The following is a 20,110-nucleotide window of genomic DNA, read 5'->3' as shown; positions in this document are numbered from 1 at the left end:
TTATGGTTTTAATAATAAAATGTTAAAACGTTCTGTCATTTCTTAAAATTCGTAACCCATTAACTCTAAATAAAAGTGAAAGCAAAAGGATTAGTTCTCGTGTTTTGTGTGTTTTTTATTTTTCAATCTTGCGGCAGAAAATCAGCAGCCGATTTCAATTCTGATTTTTCATTATTTAAAGAGTATATAGTCAGTTTTACAGGGGGAATAGTCTCGTCTGAATCCGATATTAGGGTCGTTTTGGCTTTCGATAAAAAAGAATGGAAAGCCAATCAGATTTTAGACAGCGATTTGTTTGATATTTCGCCAGGGGTTGATGGAAAAGTCGTAGCACTTTCTGCCAATACAATTGCTTTTATCCCGGAGAAAAAATTAAAGCCGGGAACAGAATATCAGGTTACTTTAAACTTAGATAAACTGATTACACTTCCGAAAGAGAAAGAAAAAACACTTTCTGAATTCAATTTTACGGTTAAAACAATCAAGCAGGATTTTACGATAAATACAGCTGATATCCAGTCATACAGTAAAGAATATCAATACCTGAACTGCGTTTTGAAAACGGCTGATAATATTGATCTGGAGATGGCTAAAAAATTAGTTGAGGCCAGGCAAAAAGGGAATAATCTTAAAATTAAATTTGAGAAAAATTCTGGTTCAGGAAAAGAATTCCATTTTATCATTGATAGTATTCAGCGTTATGCTGAAGCAACAAATCTGGAAATTATTTATGATGGAAACGATTTTGATATTGATCAGAAAGGACAAATCGATGTTCCAATTACGAATATTAATGAGTTTAAAATTGTAAAAGTTGAAGTTCCGGATGGAAGCAATCAGTCGTTAACCATCAATTTTTCTGAACCTTTAGAAAAAGGACAGGATTTTAAAGGATTAGTTTCAATTCAGAATACCCATAATTTAAAGTTTTCAACTCAGGGAAATTTGCTGAAAGTTTATTTTAGCAATGAAAAAGACATTGTTGTCAAAGAGGTTCCTGTTGCAATAGCGGTTGAAGATTCGATAGTTTCTCTGGTAGATTCATCAACAGTGATTGTGGATAGTGCAGCGGCTGTAGTTGAGGAAGCTGTAGAAGTCGTGCAGGAAGAAGAAACGAAGCCCGAACAAATTATTGTTGGGGATTTACTGGTTGAAGTTTTTCAGGGAATTGAAAGCCAGTACGGCAAAAAAATGGACGCCAATTACACGCAGAAAATTACTTTTGATCAAATAAAGCCAAGTATTCGTTTTATTAAAAATGGAACAATTCTGCCAAGTTCTAATAATCTAAAACTGAATTTTGAAGCCGTAAATTTAAGAGCAGTTGATGTTAAAGTCTATAAAATTTACAAGAATAATATTCTGCAGTTTCTTCAGTATAATGAATTAAACGGTAGTCAGAATCTTAAGAAAGTGGCACAGCCTGTTGCTAAAACAACGCTGAATTTAATTGAAAGTAAATTAGTCAATCCAAGTAAATGGAACACTTTTGCTTTGGATTTATCTAAAATAATCACACCGGAACCGGGAGCCATTTACAGAGTAGAATTTGTCTATAAAAAGAAATACTCTTTGTATAAATGTGAAACTTCAAATGCAGATCAGGAAGAAGAGGAAGAAGAAGTTGATGAAAATGATGTAAACTACAGCGGGAACTCCTACGATGATTACTATTATGACGATTACGAATGGAGAGAAAGCCAGGATCCTTGTTCGGGATCATATTTTTATAATGCTAAAATCGCGACCAACATTCTGGCGACAGATTTGGGCGTTATTGCCAAACGAGGCGAGAATAAGTCGTATTTATTTGCAGTAAATAACATTGTAACGACAGAACCTGTTTCGAATGCAAGAATTGATCTTTATAATTACCAGCAACAAAAAATTGGTACAGGAGCAACAAGCAGTGAAGGAATTGCATCTTTTAAGCTGGATAAATATGCCTATTTTGCTATTGTATCTTTAGGTAATCAATCAACTTACGTGAAATTGGATGACGGACTTTCGTTGTCTGTCAGTAATTTTGATGTTGCGGGCGAAACCTTGCAAAAAGGCTTAAAAGGTTTTATTTATGGAGAACGTGGCGTTTGGCGTCCGGGCGATAATTTGTATTTGTCTTTTATTTTTAATGATGCTTCAAATAAACTTCCGAAGTCGCACCCCATTAAATTCAGACTGAATGATCCAAATGGTAAAACTGTGTATCAGGCCGTTCAAAAAACAAATGAACTGAATCATTATACTTTTACAGTTCCAACAAGTCAGGAGGCGCCAACAGGAAACTGGGAAGTGATGGTAAGCGTGGGTGGAGCTAAATTTTACAAAAGCATTAAAATTGAAACGATTAAACCAAATCGTCTAAAAATCAAAAACAATTTCTCCAGAAAAACGCTTTCGTCTTCTTATCCAAATACGAGTAATTTGGAAGTAACCTGGCTTCACGGTGCGATTGCTAAAAATCTGAATGTAGAAATGCAGGCAAAATTTTCTCAGCAAACGACGACTTTTAAAGGGTATGAGAAATTCAGTTTTGATGATTTAGTGCGTCAATTCAGCACAGAAGAAATAAATGTTTTCTCCGGAAAATTAAACGAAAACGGGAAAGCTTCCGTAAATATTCAGCCAAAATTACAAGGTCAGGCACCGGGAATGCTTCGTGCTTCGTTTATCACAAAAGTGTATGAAGAAGGTGGAGACTTTAGTACAGATGTTATTGCAGCGACTTATTCTCCATATAAAACCTATGTGGGAATTAAATCTCCAGAGTTAAATAAATACGGAATGCTGGAAACCAGAACCAATAATCGTTTTGATATTGTGACGGTTGATGAAAATGGAAGACCAAAATCGGGGCGAAATCTGGAGGTAAAAGTTTATAAAATAGAATGGCGCTGGTGGTGGGATGCTTCGAGTGATAATTTATCGAATTATAATGCTGCGAATGCTACGACATCATACAAAACATTTATAATTAATACAGATTCAAGCGGAAAAGGAAGTGTTCAGTTTTCGTTGACCGATGAAGAATGGGGGCGTTACTTGATCCGTGTTTCTGATAATACAGATGGTCATGCGACAGCTTTAACCGTAAATATTGACTGGCCAATCTGGTCCGGAAAAACAAGAAACCGTGATGCTTCTACGGCCAATATGTTGGTGTTTTCAACTGATAAAACAAATTATGCTGTAGGTGAAAAAGCGCAAATATCTTTTCCTTCAAGTGAAGGCGGACGTGCTTTAATTTCGATCGAAAATGGATCAAAAGTAGTGCAGACTATTTGGGCTAAGACAAGAAAAGGTGAAACAAAAGTTGAGGTTCCGATAACTTCGGCAATGGCCCCAAACGTATATTTTAATATTACCTTATTACAACCACATGCTTCAACTAAAAATGATTCCCCAATTCGTATGTATGGTATTGTCCCGATTGAAGTTGTAGATAAAAATACCATTTTAGCACCAACACTTTCTATGCTTGATGTTTTAAAACCGGAGCAGACATTTACGGTAAAAGTAGGCGAAAAAACCGGAAAAGAAATGACCTATACTCTTGCGGTTGTAGATGAAGGTCTTTTGGATCTAACCCGCTTTAAAACACCAAATGCCTGGGATAGTTTTTATGTTCGTGAAGCTTTGGGCGTTAAAACCTGGGATATTTATGATGATGTAATTGGAGCGTATGGCGGAAAAATAAATCAGATTTTCAGTATTGGTGGAGATCAGGATTTAGGCGGTGGAAAAGCTAAAAAAGCAAATCGCTTCAAGCCGGTTGTATTGTATTACGGTCCGTTTAAATTAGAAAAAGGACAAACCAAATCACATCAATTAAAATTGCCAAAATATATTGGTTCCGTTAGAACTATGGTGGTTGCGGGAGATGCCAACACAAGCGCTTACGGAAGTGTTGAAAAAGCAACTCCGGTTAAAAGTCCGTTGATGGTTTTGGCTTCGTTGCCAAGAAAAATATCGCCTTCAGAAAAAGTTACGATTCCGGTTACTGTTTTTGCGACAGAGAATAATATCAAAAATGTTTCGATTCAGATTAAAACGAGCAATGGTTTAAAAGTTATGGGAAGTGCAACGCAATCCTTGGTTTTTAAACAGCCTGATGAAAAAATGGCCTATTTTAATTTAGTTGTAGGTTCGGCTACAGGAATTGCGAAAGTTCAGGTTATTGCAACTTCTGGAAAAGAGAAATCGGTTTATGATGTCGAAATCGACATGACGAATCCTAATCCGGTTACGAATACTTTTACTGATGTGATTTTGTCTCCAAACAGCACCAAAACTATTTCATGGAAAACGTTTGGGGTTTCAGGAAGCAATAAAGCAAGATTAGAGGTTTCGTCAATGCCAACAATGAATCTTAATGGAAGATTACAATATCTTATTCAATATCCGCATGGATGTGTGGAGCAAACGACTTCTTCGGTTTTTCCACAATTGTATTTAAATGATGTTGTCGATTTAGATGCGACCCGAAAAGGAATCATTCAAAAGAATATTACTGCCGGAATTACAAGATTAGGCAGTTTCCAATTGTCAAATGGAGGAGTCGCTTACTGGCAGGGTAATACAATTGCAGATGACTGGGGAACTTCGTATGCAGGACATTTCCTGATTGAAGCAGAGAAAAAAGGATATATTTTGCCAATTAATTTCAAATCAAAATGGATTTCGTATCAACAACGTGAAGCAAAACAATGGCGTTTTGAGCCAAAATACGGTAATGATTTGGCTCAGGCTTATCGATTATATACTTTGGCTCTAGCCGGAAATGCCGATTTGTCTTCAATGAACAGATTGAGAGAAACCAAAGAAATTTCAAACGAAAGTAAGCTGCGTTTAGCTGCAGCTTATGTTTTAGCGGGACAAAAATCGGCAGGATTGAATTTGTTTTTGCATAGTAAAATTGAAGCTGAATCGAGCAATTATAATTATTACTATTATGGTTCAGGTGAAAGAAACAGGGCAATGGCTTTAGAAACGATGCTGCTTTTAGGTCAGAAACAAAAGGCATTTACGATGGCTTCTAAATTAGCCAAACAAATGTCAAACAATCAATGGATGAGCACTCAGACTACAGCTTATTGCTTGTATGCGATGTCAAAATTCGCGGTTAGTAACGGTCCAAAAGGAATCAATATTCAGTTTAGCAAAAACGGAAAAGGCGAAACGATAAACACTAATAAAACTGTTGCAGACAGAAGTTTGATTGTTCAAACGGGTGCTAATAGCGTAACGCTGAAAAATATTAAAAACAATACAGTTTATGTTCGTGTTTTGAACACCGGAATATTACCAATCGGACAGGAGAAACCAATTCAGAGTGACGTTTCAGCTAATATTGTTTTCAAAAACAGAAAAGGAAGCGTTATCAATGTTTCTAAAATTAGTCAGGGAACTGAATTTATTGCAGAGGTTACAGTCAGAAATCAAAGAAATGAGCATGTAGAAAATGTAGCATTATCTCAAATTCTGCCTTCAGGTTTTGAAATTGTAAACACCCGTTTTACCGATTACGGAGACGCAACAAACAATATTGCAGATTACATTGATATTCGGGACGATAGGACTAATTTTTATTTTGGAATGAAAGCCGGAGAAACAAAAGTATTCAGGATTTTACTGAATGCTTCTTATTTGGGGAATTATTATTTACCGGGATTACAATGTGAAGCAATGTACGATAATACATTCTTAGCCAGAACAAAAGGATTCTGGGTTGAGGTGGTGAAATAAAGTCTCACGCAGATTTAGCAGATCGAGCAGATAAAAATAAAATCTGCCAAATCTGCTAAATCTGCGTGAAAAATAACTTTGCGAACTTAGCGCGGTTAAAAATAAATTATTACTTTGAAAAATAAATTAATAGCGTTCTCACTACGCATTATAAACTGGATTAAAAAAAACAAAATAAAATCAGCAATTGTATTTGTACTCTTGCTGATTTACTATTTTTCTATACCACGAACTTTATTTCAGGAACCTTATTCAACAGTAATAGAAAGCAAAGAAGGAGAATTGCTCGGGGCAAAAATAGCCCGTGACGGACAATGGCGTTTTCCTGCCCAAGACAGCGTACCTGATAAATTCAAAAAATGTATTGTTTATTTTGAAGATGAGTATTTTTATAAACATCCGGGATTTAATCCCGTTGCAATGGTCAATGCATTTCAACAAAATCAAAAAGCAGGAAAAGTTGTTCGAGGCGGAAGTACCTTAACACAGCAGGTTATTCGTTTATCCCGAAAAGGCAAAGGCAGGACTTATTTTGAAAAATTAATCGAAATTATTCTCTCAACCCGATTAGAATTGGGCTATTCGAAAAACGAAATTCTCGAAATGTATGCGGCACACGCTCCATTTGGCGGAAATGTAGTTGGGTTGGAAATGGCTTCATGGCGTTATTTTGGAGTGCAGTCCAATCAATTGTCATGGGCGGAGAATGCAACATTGGCTGTTTTACCCAATGCGCCAAGCTTAATTTATCCGGGAAAGAATCAAATTAAGTTATTGAATAAACGTAACCGACTTTTATTAAAATTGCATCAGGAAGGAATTATTGATAAGCAGACTTACGAATTGTCAATCGATGAACCATTACCACAAAAACCTTACGATTTGCCCCAAATTGCACCTCATTTATTACAGCGCGTGGCAAAAAATGAAGAAGGAACCCGAGTAAAAACTACGATTGATTATGCTCTGCAAAATAGGGTCAACCAAATTGCGAAGTATTATTATAACCAGTACAAGCAGAATGAAGTAAACAATCTGGCGATTTTGGTAATTGATGTTTCGAATCGAAATGTAATGAGTTATGTTGGAAATGCTCCAACAGATAATAATCATCAAAAAGATGTAGATATTATTGATGCTCCCAGAAGTACAGGAAGTATTTTGAAGCCGTTTTTATACGCAGCAATGTTAGACGATGGCGAATTATTGCCGAATACTTTAGTCGCTGATGTACCAACACAAATAGCCGGTTATACACCGCAAAATTTTAATCTCACATTTGATGGGGCTGTTCCGGCTCATCGCGCTTTATCAAGATCGCTAAATATTCCGGCAGTTTTGATGCTGCAGGATTTTGGTGTAAATAAGTTTTATGAAGAATTGCAGAAATTTAAATTAAGAGATATTAATAAAACCCCGGATCATTATGGGTTATCACTCATTTTAGGCGGTGCCGAAAGTAATTTATGGGATTTATGCCGGACTTATGCCGGATTATCTTCAACAGTTAATTATTATAGTAAAAATCAGGCAAAGTATCGAACTAAAGAATTTGCAGAGCTGAATTATAAAAATGATTTTGAAGCTGATTTTGGCACGGAAACCGATCAGAAGAATATAATGGGAGCCGGAGCAATTTGGCTGACGTATAATGCGATGGAAGAGGTAAACAGGCCGGAAGGCGATGAAGCCTGGAAGTTTTATGACAGTTCTTTGAAAATTGCATGGAAAACCGGAACGAGCTTTGGAAACAGAGATGCCTGGGCAATAGGAACAAATTCAAAATATGTAGTTGGTATTTGGGTTGGAAACGCCACGGGAGAGGGAAGGCCAACTTTAACCGGCGTGACAAGTGCTGCGCCCATTTTGTTTGATGTTTTTAATTTACTGCCAAGACAAAGATGGTTTGATACTCCGTACAATGATTTAGCTGAAGTTGAGGTTTGCCGTTTGAGCGGTTATCTGGCCAAAGAGGATTGCCCAAAAATAAAGCAATGGGTTTCTAAAAAAGGTAAATCTACTGTAGTTTGTCCGTATCATAAAAAGGTCCATTTAGATAAAACAGAGCGATTTCAGGTTAATAGTAGTTGCGAAAGTGTTGATGATATTGTGACTAAAAGTTGGTTTGTTCTCCCTCCGGTAATGGCTTGGTATTATAAAAGTCAGCATATTGAATATCTGTCTTTACCTCCGTTTAAAGAAGGCTGCGAAGGGATTCAATCCAAAACAATGGATTTTATTTATCCAAAAACGAACAGTAAAATTTATTTAACGAAGAATTTTAACAGCGAAGTGCAGCCCGTAATTCTGAAGGTAGCTTACTCTGAAAGGGATAAAGAATTGTTTTGGTACGTTGATGATGTGTATAAGGCAACGACAAAAACGTTTCATGAATTGCCGGTTATTCCAACTTCGGGAGTGCATTATATTACGGTTGTGGATGCTTTTGGGAATGAAATTAGAAGGAGAATTGAAATTGTGAGAGAATAAATTTTTAAAATTCCAATTCCAAAACTGCTGAATAAATTCCAAAGTCCAATTTTTAGAAATAATATATTGTTTGTCAGGCTGAGTGTAGTCGAAGCCATTTTGTACCGGAAAGCCTTCGATTCCGCTCAGGATATGACATTATGATTTATTAGAATATTTTTGATATAAAATCATCTTATGAAAATGATAGCCCTAGCCCAGATAGAAGTGAAAATCCTTTTGCTTTTTTCTTTAAAAAGTAAAAGATTGAAACGGATAGCTGGAAATTGCTCCTGAACTTTAAATTCCAAAATCGAAAATACAAGTGTAATTGCTTCGTCCCTCGCAATGGCGCATAAAAAAACCGCCAATCTCACGAAAGGCGGTTTGTTTTTATTCTGAAATAACATTTCCTTTTTTATCGTAGAAATGATATTCTAAATACGTGTAAGCGTCACGAGGTATGATTTTCACCCATTTCTTATGCTCAAAAAACCATTTTGAACGTAAGGATGGAAAACCTTTACTGAGGTATGCAGCCACAAACGGATGTACATTAAGTACTACTTTGTTGTGGGTTTTTAAAAGTCTGTCTAAATCAGATGAGATTTTGTCAATGATTAAAATTGGTGCTTCAATTTCACCATTTACCTTATTGGGGTCTTCTTCTCTGGTTTTAATATTTACTTCTGGTCTTACGCGCTGTCTGGTAATTTGAACCAGTCCAAATTTGCTTGGCGGTAAGATTTTATGCTTTGCTTTATCGTCGCTCATTTCTTCTCGCAAGAAGTCGAACAAAACTTTCCTGTTTTCAGGATTAGACATATCAATAAAATCAACTACGATTATTCCGCCCATATCTCTCAGACGAAGCTGTCTGGCAATTTCAGCGGCAGCAATCATATTCACTTCCATGGCGGTATCTTCCTGATTGGTCGCTTTATTAGAACGGTTTCCGCTGTTTACGTCTATAACGTGAAGTGCTTCAGTGTGTTCTATGATAAGATAAGCGCCTTTGCTCATTGAAACCGTTCTTCCAAATGAAGTTTTGATTTGTCTCTCTATATTGTATTTCTCAAAAATCGGAGTGTCGTTTGATTGATAAAACTTCACAATTGATTGTTTTGAAGGTGCAATCTCTTGCAAATAATCCTTCGTTTGATGGTACAACTCTTCATCATCTATCTGGATACCACTAAAGGTATCGTTAAAAACATCTCTTAATATTGAAGAAGCTCTGTTAAGCTCTCCTAATACTTTTGATGGATGATGAGCAGTTGGTAATTTTTTACACATTGCAGTCCATCTGCCAAGCAGGTTCTGCAAATCTTTTTCTAATTCGGCTGTATTTTTGCCTTCGGCTACTGTGCGAACAATAACACCAAATCCTTTAGGTTTGATCGATAATACAAGTTTTTTTAGACGATCCTTTTCTTTTTTGTCTTCTATTTTTTGTGAAATAGAAACTCGGTCAGAAAACGGAACGAGAACAATAAATCTTCCTGCCAATGAAAGCTCAGCGCTTATTCTTGGACCTTTGGTAGATATAGGTTCTTTTACAACTTGTACTAAGACAGATTGATTGGCACTTAAAATATCAGTAATGATGCCATCTTTGTCAATCTCTTTTTCAAACTGAAAGGTCTTTAGGGAGAAATCTTTTAATTTACCTGCGCTTACAAGTTTTATGAATTTCAGTTGGGAAGCTAAGTTTGGTCCTAAATCGTGATAATGTAAAAAAGCATCTTTTTCGAAGCCTACATTTACAAAAGCAGCATTAAGTCCGGCAACCGGTTTTCTTATTTTGGCAATAAAAATATCGCCAACCTGAAAGTTGCTTTTTTCTTCTTCCTTATGTAATTCAATTAGTTTTCCATCTTTTAATAAGGCAAAATCTACGAAATCTGAACTTGATCGAATAATTAATTCTTTATTCATTTGTAAATTTTTATCCGAACTTATTGGTTGTCGGTTGTTGGTTGTCGGTTATTGGAAAATCCATCAACGATCAACTACCAACCATCAACTTTTCAAGCAAGGATGGATTAAACAATATTTTTAACAGGTATTGAACCCGGGAGGGAAAGTTAAATCTCAATATTTAAATTCCAAATTCCAATTTGATTCAATTTTGATTTCTTAATCGTTGGATTTTGGATTTTATTTTTTGGAATTTTTGAAATTTCCCAAATTTCAATGAACGGTTTAAAAAAGAAAAAAGTAGTTTAAAACTACTTTTTCTTTTTGTGACGGTTAGCTCTCGCTCTTTTTTTTCTTTTGTGAGTAGCTACCTTATGTCTCTTTCTTTTTTTACCACTTGGCATATCGTGTCGATTTTATGATTAATTAATAGTATTATTTTGCTTCGTTATTTGTTTTAACTCCTTCTACAAAAACTTTTGCAGGTTTAAAAGCAGGAATATTGTGTGCAGGAATTTTGATTGTGGTATTTTTAGAAATGTTTCTTCCTGTCTTTTCAGCTCTAGTTTTTACAATAAAACTACCAAAACCTCTTAAGTAAACATTGTCTCCAGTTTCTAAAGAAGTTTTAACTTCTTCCATAAAAGTTTCTACTGTTGCCTGAACATCTCCTTTTTCAAGACCTAGTTTCTCTGAAATTTTTGCTACGATATCTGCTTTCGTCATTTTCTTTCCTATTTTTACTTTATAAATGATGTACTATTTTTTTGAGTTTGCAAATATAGGAATTAAAAAAATAATTAATCAAGCTAATTCGTTAAATTTTAATTACATAAACATTTACTTTTGCATTCTAAGTATTTTGCAATGAAATTTCATAACCTATTGATAAAATGGTATTTACAAAACAAACGTGATTTGCCTTGGCGAAATACTGTCAATCCTTACCATATTTGGCTCTCAGAAATTATGCTGCAGCAAACCAGAGTAGCGCAGGGAATGCCTTATTTTTTTTCTTTTACAGAGGAATTTCCTACAGTGTTTGATTTGGCTAATGCCGATGAAGAAAAGGTTTTGAAACTTTGGCAGGGATTAGGATATTATTCCCGGGCACGAAACCTTCATAAAACTGCTCAGTACATAGCAAATGATTTAAACGGTGTTTTTCCGGCTACCTATAAGGAGCTGTTAAAGTTAAAAGGTGTTGGCGAATATACAGCTGCTGCAATTGCTTCTTTTTCTTACCATGAAACGGTTCCGGTTGTTGATGGAAATGTATTTAGAGTTCTTTCGCGTTATTTTGATATCGAATCTGATATCGCTTTGCCTGCGACTAAAAAAGAATTTACCGCTCTTGCTTATGAATTGATGCCAAAAGATGACCCCGCAATTTTCAATCAGGCGATTATGGAATTTGGAGCTTTGCAATGTGTGCCAAAAAATCCAAATTGTTCTGTTTGTGTGTTTAATGAAAGCTGTCTGGCTCTGCAAAAAAAGAAAGTTGATGTGCTGCCTGTAAAAGCTAAGAAGTTAAAAGTAACTAATAGGTTTTTTAATTACCTGATTTTAGAAGATGTTTTAGGAAATACTTTAATTCAAAAGCGTACAGCAAAAGGTATTTGGCACAATTTATATGAATTTCCTTTATTGGAAACCGACGAAATTGTTGATTTTGATTTTATTTCAAAGACAATCGGGCAGGGTGTTTTGTCTTCTTATACTATTAAAGGTATTGAGGAATGTTCTCATGCAACAGTAATTCACAAACTTTCCCATCAGCATTTACATATTCAATTCTGGAAAATAAAAATTAATGAATTGATTGTTAATGGTGTGAATTATAGTGATTTAAAAACATTTCCGTTTCCGATTGCTATTTATAATTTTATTGAAAAGGAAGAATTAAGTCGTTAAAAAAAATGTATCTTTGATACACACAAATGATATATCATGAACGGAACATTAAATAAAGTGATGTTGATTGGCCATTTGGGCGATGATGTTAAAATGCATTATTTTGATGGGGGAAACTGCATTGGACGTTTTCAACTTGCTACAAATGAGGTGTATATTAATAAAACTACAAACGAAAAAATTACTTCCACAGAATGGCATAATTTGGTTGTACGCAATAAAGCTGCCGAAATCTGTGAAAAATATTTGTCAAAAGGAGATAAAATATATGTTGAAGGCCGTATAAAATCACGACAGTGGCAGGCTGAAGACGGAACTACAAAATATACTACCGAGATTCAGGTGACCGAGTTTACCTTTTTGACAACCAAAAAAGAAACAGAACACAAGCATCATCAGGCATCTGAATCACCAAAAAACACTAACTTTGAAAATCCTAATGAAGGATTGCCTATCAATGATTTGCCCTTTTAATTGTTTAACTAATTTTATTTAATTTGGACCCGGAGCCCAGTTTATTTTTTGCATCAGCAGATACTGATTTAATTATTGGTTTTGCCGGAATATTTATTTTACTTTTTTTATCAGCCATCGTTTCTGGTGCTGAAGTTGCTTTTTTTTCCCTGACTCAAAAAGATATTGAGGATACGTTACAGGAAAACAATCCGAAAGGAAAAATAATTTCGAACCTTTTAGAAAAACCCAAAAAACTCTTAGCTACATTATTAGTTGCCAATAATTTTTTAAATATTGGGGTAGTTGTTCTGTTTTCATTTATTGGCAAAAATATCTTTGAGGAGGTTAGCTCGGCGTTATTGAAATTTATCTTAGAAGTAATTGTGGTTACTTTTTTGATTTTGCTTTTTGGAGAAGTTCTTCCCAAGGTTTATGCTAGCCGTAACAACATAAAATTTGCCAAACGAGTAGTTTATCCGGTTGCTTTTTTAAATAAATTACTTTCTCCGATAAGCTTGCCAATGCGTTCCGTTACGTTATATTTGCATAATAAATTAGGAAAACAGAAAACAAATTTTTCGGTCGATCAGCTTTCGCAGGCTTTGGAACTTACCGATTCAGAAGGAACATCGACTGAAGAGCAAAAAATACTGGAAGGAATAGTCTCTTTTGGAAATACAGATACCAAACAGGTAATGAGTCCGAGGATTGATGTTTTTGCATTAGAAATATCAGAATCTTTTGAAGCCATTTATCCAAAGATAATTGAGAAAGGATTTTCAAGGATTCCAATATATCGCGATAATATTGACCAGATTGAAGGCGTTTTGTTTGTTAAAGATTTATTGCCTCATATTGACAAGGTCGAATTTGACTGGACAACTTTAATAAGAGAAGCTTTTTTTGTTCCTGAGAATAAAAAATTAGACAACCTGTTGAAGGACTTTCAAGGTCTGAAAAGTCATTTGGCGATTGTAGTGGATGAATACGGCGGAACATCAGGTTTGGTTTCTTTAGAAGATGTAATTGAGGAAATAGTAGGAGATATTAGTGATGAGTTTGATGACGAACATTTGAACTTTTCTCAAATTGATGAAAAGAATTTCCTTTTTGAAGGAAAAATCAATCTGAAGGATTTTTACAGAATTGTTGATGTTGATGAGGATGTTTTTGAGGTTCGTAAAGGAGAAGCAGAAACACTGGCCGGATTTATACTTGAAATTCTGGGCAATTTTCCTAAAAAAGACCAAAAAGTAGCGTTTGAGAATTGTATCTTCACCATAGAAGCAGTTGATAAAAAACGTGTTAAACAAATAAAAGTAACCATAGAATAAGATGTTAAAAAAAACAATTTGGATAGCGGTAATTTTACTGAGCCTGACTGTTATAAGCTGTAAAGACGATGTATTGCCAAAACCGGCCGGTTTTTTGCGTTTGGATTATCCGGTAGCTAAATATGTGAATTTTGAAAATACATGTCCGTTTTCTTTTCAAATGAATGAAGCGGCATCAATTAAGGGTGAAAAGGAATGTGGTTTTGCGATTACGTATCCAAAGATGAAAGCGACCATTTATCTGACATACAAACCCGTAAATAATAATATAGAAAAACTGCTGAAAGATGCTCAAAAACTAACTTACGAGCATGTGATTAAAGCTGATGATATATTAGAGCAGCCTTATTTAAATCCTGAAAAAAAAGTGTACGGAATGTTTTATCAGGTAAACGGAAATGCGGCAACCAACTCACAATTTTATGTAACGGATAGTACGAAACATTTCATCACGGGATCGGTTTATTTTTATAGCAAACCTAATTTTGACTCGATTATGCCGGCAGCGAGTTATATCAAAAATGATATGCAGAGACTTATGGAGACATTAAAATGGAAATAAAATAAAAAACAAAGGCGTTCATGTGAGCGCCTTTTGTTTGTTTAAAATGGCTAGCAATGTTTATTGTGCTGAAAATGCTTCTGTCATAAATTCTTGAAGTCCCGTCTCTTCAAGTATTTCAATTGAAAATTCACCAAAACGTTTTGGAAGCCAAATAATTCTGACTCCACTCGGAGAATTGAGACTTTCCCGTGATAAAGGCTTTCCGTTTTCGTCCTCTGGCTGAACTCCGTTGGATATCAATTCATCAAATGCAGCTTCAATGTCAGGAGTAGAATAGCAGTGGCGATATATCGTTCCTTCTCCTTTGGTGTCTAAAAGATTTTTTAAATTTCCTGAAAAAGGCTTTACAAGCATAAATCGTTCCTGACCAATTTTTACAACAGCATATGTGACATGAAGTTCATCTCTTTTCCATGTAAATTTTTTTGAAATCTCAGCGCCAAGTGTTTTTGCGTAATAATTACAGGCTGATTCAAGGTCATTTACTAAAATATCTATGTGACTAAACTTAAGATTCATTCTTTTTATATGTAGTGTAAATTGATGATTTTTTTACCGCTATTCTCAAGAGGATTATGCAGTTAAAATGTAATTGAAATATAATTCAGAAAAAAAGACAGTAGTAAACCTGAGTTTAATACTGTCTAAAATTGTTTATTATCAGAATTAGATAATCGTCTTAATTACGATTTAAAATTCAAAACTTTATATGTTTTTCCGTCTCCGGTTTTCTGAACAACTTTTGTCAAAGACTCCGGATTTTGAATTGTTTTATCAAAAGTTACGGTTGCTGTTTTTTTGTCAAAATCAACAGCTGCTTTTTCAACACCGTCAAGGTTTGCTAATTCTTCTTCAATAGTTTTAGCGCATCCCATGGCACAAGTCATTCCTTCGATTGTAAAACTGGCTGTCTGTACATTTTCTGCAGCGATTGGTTGGTGTTCTTTTGGTGTTTCTGTTTTTTCACCTCTTGCGACTGCCAGACTTTTGTCTTCTTCTTTTTTACAGCTTACCAGTACCAAACCAGCAATAGCTAACGATGCTATTATTTTTGTAAGTTTCATTTATATATAATTTTAGTTTGTCAATATGTTTGTTGCAAAATTAATAAAAATCAGAAGGTCAGTTCCTAAAATTATTACAAATTTGCAGTAAAATACGATTTATGGACGCAAAACAATTAAAGTGGTTTTATTTATTGCTGCTTTCGCTAATTTGGGGAAGTTCATTTATTTTAATCAAAAGAGGGTTGGTAGGGTTAACGGCTATTCAGGTGGGTTCGCTCCGAATTATTTTTGCTGCTTTGTTTTTGCTTATTGTTGGATTTTCGAGTTTAAAGAAAATTTCCCTGCGTCAATGGAAATTTGTTGCCCTGACTTCATTCTTCGGGACATTTATTCCGGCGTTCTTTTTTGCGATTGCCGAAACACAGGTTGATAGCTCGATTGTGGCTATTTTAAATTCGCTTACACCTTTAAATACATTAGTTTTAGGAATTATATTTTTTGGGATTCAGTTTCAAAAACGTCAGGTTTTAGGTGTTTTTATCGGATTAGTAGGCTGTTTGTTGTTGGTTTTGAATGGCGCATCGAGTAATACCGGGCAAAATTATTATTACCTGATTTTGGTTGTAATTGCAACACTGTGTTATGCTATTAATGTTAATCTGATCAAAAAATATTTATCCGATTTGAATTCAGTGAGCATTACAACAGGGAATTTTGCAGTTTTATTTTTACCGGCTTTAATTATTTTAAGTACAACCGATTTTACACAAAAACTACATCTGGAGACGACACAGTACTCTGTTTTGTTTGTAATGATTTTGGGGATTTTAGGTACGGGAATCGCAAATATTTTGTTTTTTAAATTAATACAAATGTCTTCGCCGGTATTTGCAACTTCTGTAACTTATTTGATTCCGATAGTGGCTTTTTTCTGGGGATTGCTGGATAATGAAATGCTGACTCCAATTCAGTTTTTTGGAGCTTTTGTTATTTTGATTGGGGTTTATTTGTCGGCTAAAAAGTAACTTTTGGTTGTGAAATGGTTTTTGTGAGATGTGAAATGTTGTTGTAGAGTGACCCTGAGCGAAGTCGAAGGGCGTCCCAATTGGAAAGGGCTTCGACTCCGCTCAACCTGACAAAAAGAATATCAATAAAACCAGAAAGGCTGTCAGTTACGACAGCCTTTCTGGTTAAAAAAAAATCTTAGAATCTCAGTAACTTAGCAACTCAGAATCTTAAAGAAAATCTTTTTCAGTAACTCCTTCATTTATTTTAATATCAGACATTTTAATATCTAATTCAAAACCTACATTTTGTATTAAATTAAAAGGAACTTTTACACCTTTTACTTCTTTGTAATCATTAAAATAAGTGGTTTGTGTGGTTGATTGTCCGCTTTGTTCTTTTACTTTGGTTTCGGCTACTTTTAAACCTGATTTTACATCATAAAAATAGATTGTTTTACCATCTTTTATGGAGTAAGCATCATTACCGTTTATCTGCTCAATTCCGCTTACGGTTAAATCGGTTCTTTTGCTTAGTTGCAATTCTTCAAAAGGAGCAGCATTAGCTTTCATCTCGGCTAAATCTGAGCCTTCTAAATTTTTGCGCTGCCCTTGCTGTTCAATATAGGCTCCTTTTTCATTTACAACCTGTTTCATTAAAGCCATGCTTCCCATAGAAAGAGAAACAATCATTTTTCCTTTAGAATCTAATTTTGAAATAAAAGTTAGAGGAGCGGGTGCCTGCGGAATGGTAGTTGTTCCGTTCATGAATAATGTTTTTACGGATGAAACGGCCTTTTCTCCTCCAATTGCTTTAATGTAATTATCAAAAACAACTTTTGCTGTTACTCCGGCAGGAGCTTCTTTTTTAGAAACAGGTTTGGTAATTGAGTTTCCATACTTGTCAAAATAAGAAATCGGAATTCCGAGTTTTTCTAAACCCGGAAGCACTTCAGACCCTTTACCGACAATTACAATTCTCATGTTGTCGATTGGGAAATACTTGTTCGACACGCGATAAATATCTTCAATGGTAACGTTGCTAATGGTCTGAATGTATTTTTCGTAGAAATCAGCCGGTAGTTTTTCTGTTTCGGTATTTAATGCGTAGCGCGCAACTGATTGAGGTTTTTCAACCTGCATTACAAAACGCCCGATGTAGCCTGCTTTTACGTTTTTCAGGACATCTTCAGAAACTTTTTCAGTTCGGATTCTTTTAATTTCCTTTATAAATTCAACCACGGCACTGTCTGTAACGGCATTTCGAACAGCCGATGAAGCTTTGAATTTGGTTACATATTTTCCGCTTCCAATATTTGAACTTGCACCGTACGTCCAGGCGTGCTTTTCACGTAAATTCATGTTCAGATAACTGTTAAAATCACCTCCTAAAATTTGATTTGCAATTACGGCAGGAAAAAAATCAGGATCGCTCATTTTTAAACTTACAGTATTTACTAATGAAATTTCAGACTGAACTGCATTTGGAACATCTACGAAATCAATTTCAAGTTTAGAAACGTTCTCAGGATTTGGATAGGTGTTTTTTGGAGCAGCTTGTTTTTTCCATCCGTTAAAAAGTTTTTCTACAGCAGCTTTTGTTTCTTTAAATTTAATATCACCCACTATAACTAAATAGGCGTTTTCAGGAACGAAATAAGTGTTGTAATTAGTTTGGACATCAGCAAGAGTAACATTTTGCAGGGTTTCTTCAGAAACAAATTCGCCCGAAGGATGATTTTTTCCAAAAGCCAAAACATCTACAATTCTACTGGCAATAGCGGGAACACTTTTTTCGTCGGCTTTAAGGCCTTCCAGCATTTTTGCTTTTTCTTTATCGAATTCGGCCTGAGTGAAATTTGGCTGTAAAGCACCTTCTGCCAAAAGTTCCAAAACTCGTCCGGAATATTTGGAAAGAGCACTTGCAGAAGCTCCCTGAGAAGTAAAATTGATATTTGCTCCGTAAAAGTCAATTTCTTCATTGAATGCTTCCTTTGTAGTTTTTTTGGTTCCGTTTCCAATCAGACTGCTGGTTAGCTCGTCAACGCCTTTTTTATTTCCTTCGGTAAAAGGAGCGTTGTCTAATGTAAGATTAAAGCTTACTCTTGGTAATTTATGATTTTCAACTACCAAAACTTTCATGCCGTTTGCCAAAACAAAAGTATGTGGTTTTTTGATGTTGACAACTGGTGATTTTCCTGGTTTTGGTTGTGGTCGATCTTGTGCTTGCATAATTCCGGTAAGGAATAAAAGGATTAAAACTGTATGTATTTTTTTCATGATTCGATATTCTTAGTTTTGAACTTTTTTTGAAGGAACATAATCTAAAATTAAACGCTGATTAGGATTTAAATACTTTTTAGCGACTTCTCTGATTTCTTCTCGGGTGATAGAGTGGTAGATGTCGATTTCGGTATTAATAAGATTCACGTCTCCATAAAGTAAATAATAAGAGGCTAGATTTTCTGCAATTCCTTCAACGCTTGCATTTGCATTGACAAAATTATTATCGAATTTATTTTGTAATTTTTGATAGTCTTTCTCGGAAATTAAATCGGTTTGGATTTTTACAATTTCTTCGTCCATTTCTTTTAAAATGTCAGCTGTGGTGTATTTGCCCATTGGCAGACCATACAAAATGTACATTCCGTAATCTTCCTGGCTGAAACCTACGGCGCCAATTTGAAGGGCCATTTTTTTGTCGTCGACTATTTTTTTGTACAGTTTAGAGCTTTTCCCGTCACTTAAATAAGAAGATATTAAGTCTAAAACCCTTGCATCTCTGGTTTTCATCGAAGGCGTTCTGTAAGTGGCAACTACCATCGGAATCTGAATGTTCGGATCTTCGTAAGTGGCGTGGATCGTCTGAGTAATTGGCTCTTCGGTAAAAGTTTGTTTTTTCAAAACTTCTCCTTTCGGAATTGGTCCAAAGTATTTCTGAATCCATTCTTTGGTTTTGGCTTTGTCGAAATCTCCGGCAACAACTAAAACGGCATTATTTGGGGTGTAGAATTTTTTGTTGAAAGCCTGAAATTCTTCAAGAGTGGCAGCGTCAAGATCTTTCATCGAACCAATAGTCGTCCATCGGTACGGGTGATTTTTGAACATGTATTTTTTAACCTCAGGTAAAATGTTTCCATAAGGCTGATTGTCGTAGCGCATTCTTTTTTCTTCTTTGACAACCTCATTTTGAGTTTCAACACCTATTTTATTAATAATTGGGTGCATCAGTCTTTCAGATTCCATCCATAATCCCAGTTCTAAACTGTTTGATGGAAAAACTTCATAATAATACGTTCTGTCGTCAGAAGTGTTGGCATTGTTAACGCCGCCATTTGCGGTAACGATTTTCATCCATTCGCCGCGTTTTATGTTTTCGGTTCCTTCAAATAATAAATGTTCGAAGAAATGTGCAAAACCCGTTCGGTCAGGGCGTTCGTCTTTTGAACCTACGTGATACATTACAGAGGTAATAACAACAGGGGCAGAAGGATCATTGTGCAGAATAACATGCATGCCATTGTCTAAATTGTATTCTTCAAAAGCTACTTTTTGGGCATTAGCTACTCCGCCAAGCATAAGTGCAGCACTTAACATCATTATTGAATTTTTCATAAAGATTAATAATTTATATTTACCTAAGAGTAGGTATTCAAGAGTTGATTTATGTTACATCAAAAATACCTTTTTTTAGTT

The 20,110-nt window shown here is 35.2% G+C and carries 13 protein-coding genes; 7 read left to right on the top strand and 6 right to left on the bottom strand.

Annotation, left to right across the window (positions count from 1 at the left end):
* Positions 1-75 precede the first annotated feature (75 nt).
* Together FLV_RS17715 and pbpC are read left to right on the top strand one after the other, a co-directional pair.
* Positions 76-5,745, top strand: coding sequence for an alpha-2-macroglobulin family protein (locus FLV_RS17715; RefSeq protein ID WP_243235916.1), 5,670 nt, complete (start codon positions 76-78; stop codon positions 5,743-5,745).
* Positions 5,746-5,859: 114 nt separating this feature from the next.
* Complete coding sequence (gene pbpC / locus FLV_RS17710; RefSeq protein ID WP_243235913.1) at positions 5,860-8,235, top strand: penicillin-binding protein 1C; 2,376 nt, start codon at positions 5,860-5,862, stop codon at positions 8,233-8,235.
* A 372-nt stretch (positions 8,236-8,607) separates the two neighbouring features.
* Here pbpC and FLV_RS17705 read toward each other — a convergent pair whose 3' ends face one another.
* Together FLV_RS17705 and FLV_RS17700 are read right to left on the bottom strand one after the other, a co-directional pair.
* The gene (locus tag FLV_RS17705; RefSeq protein WP_243235912.1) at positions 8,608-10,152 is read right to left on the bottom strand and encodes a ribonuclease E/G; all 1,545 of its coding nucleotides are present in this window, start codon (positions 10,150-10,152) and stop codon (positions 8,608-8,610) included.
* Between the two features lie 417 nt (positions 10,153-10,569).
* Positions 10,570-10,872 carry an HU family DNA-binding protein gene (locus FLV_RS17700; RefSeq protein WP_255347995.1) on the bottom strand — a complete coding sequence of 101 codons (303 nt, stop codon included), beginning with the start codon at positions 10,870-10,872 and terminating at the stop codon, positions 10,570-10,572.
* Between the two features lie 129 nt (positions 10,873-11,001).
* Between FLV_RS17700 and mutY the strand changes: the two genes are divergently transcribed.
* The 4 genes from mutY to gldD are packed head-to-tail and all read left to right on the top strand — an operon-like array spanning position 11,002 to position 14,400.
* Complete coding sequence (gene mutY, locus FLV_RS17695; RefSeq protein WP_243235911.1) at positions 11,002-12,048, top strand: A/G-specific adenine glycosylase; 1,047 nt, start codon at positions 11,002-11,004, stop codon at positions 12,046-12,048.
* Positions 12,049-12,084: 36 nt separating this feature from the next.
* On the top strand, positions 12,085-12,522 hold the full coding sequence (locus FLV_RS17690) for a single-stranded DNA-binding protein (protein ID WP_243235910.1): 438 nt from the start codon (positions 12,085-12,087) through the stop codon (positions 12,520-12,522).
* A gap of 23 nt (positions 12,523-12,545) precedes the next feature.
* Complete coding sequence (locus FLV_RS17685; RefSeq protein ID WP_243235909.1) at positions 12,546-13,838, top strand: gliding motility-associated protein GldE; 1,293 nt, start codon at positions 12,546-12,548, stop codon at positions 13,836-13,838.
* A gap of 1 nt (position 13,839) precedes the next feature.
* Positions 13,840-14,400: a gliding motility lipoprotein GldD gene (gldD, locus tag FLV_RS17680; protein WP_243235908.1), complete on the top strand. Its 561-nt coding sequence runs from the start codon at positions 13,840-13,842 to the stop codon at positions 14,398-14,400.
* A 60-nt stretch (positions 14,401-14,460) separates the two neighbouring features.
* On the opposite strand, the gene FLV_RS17675 is transcribed toward gldD, so the two are convergent.
* Both FLV_RS17675 and FLV_RS17670 read right to left on the bottom strand, forming a co-directional pair.
* Positions 14,461-14,922 carry a VOC family protein gene (locus FLV_RS17675; RefSeq protein ID WP_243235907.1) on the bottom strand — a complete coding sequence of 154 codons (462 nt, stop codon included), beginning with the start codon at positions 14,920-14,922 and terminating at the stop codon, positions 14,461-14,463.
* 164 nt (positions 14,923-15,086) lie between these two features.
* Positions 15,087-15,467, bottom strand: a complete 381-nt coding sequence (locus tag FLV_RS17670; RefSeq protein WP_243235906.1) for a heavy-metal-associated domain-containing protein — start codon at positions 15,465-15,467, stop codon at positions 15,087-15,089.
* A 101-nt stretch (positions 15,468-15,568) separates the two neighbouring features.
* Between FLV_RS17670 and FLV_RS17665 the strand changes: the two genes are divergently transcribed.
* The gene (locus FLV_RS17665) at positions 15,569-16,435 is read left to right on the top strand and encodes a DMT family transporter (RefSeq protein WP_243235905.1); all 867 of its coding nucleotides are present in this window, start codon (positions 15,569-15,571) and stop codon (positions 16,433-16,435) included.
* A 210-nt stretch (positions 16,436-16,645) separates the two neighbouring features.
* Here FLV_RS17665 and FLV_RS17660 read toward each other — a convergent pair whose 3' ends face one another.
* Positions 16,646-18,694: an insulinase family protein gene (locus tag FLV_RS17660; protein ID WP_243235904.1), complete on the bottom strand. Its 2,049-nt coding sequence runs from the start codon at positions 18,692-18,694 to the stop codon at positions 16,646-16,648.
* Positions 18,695-18,706: 12 nt separating this feature from the next.
* Complete coding sequence (locus FLV_RS17655) at positions 18,707-20,029, bottom strand: M16 family metallopeptidase (protein WP_243235903.1); 1,323 nt, start codon at positions 20,027-20,029, stop codon at positions 18,707-18,709.
* Positions 20,030-20,110: the final 81 nt, after the last annotated feature.

The sequence above is a fragment of the Flavobacterium pectinovorum genome (assembly GCF_022802975.1).
Taxonomy (GTDB): domain Bacteria; phylum Bacteroidota; class Bacteroidia; order Flavobacteriales; family Flavobacteriaceae; genus Flavobacterium; species Flavobacterium pectinovorum_B.
Note: the sequence above shows the minus strand (reverse complement) of the source record. Positions and strands in the feature narration are given on the sequence as shown.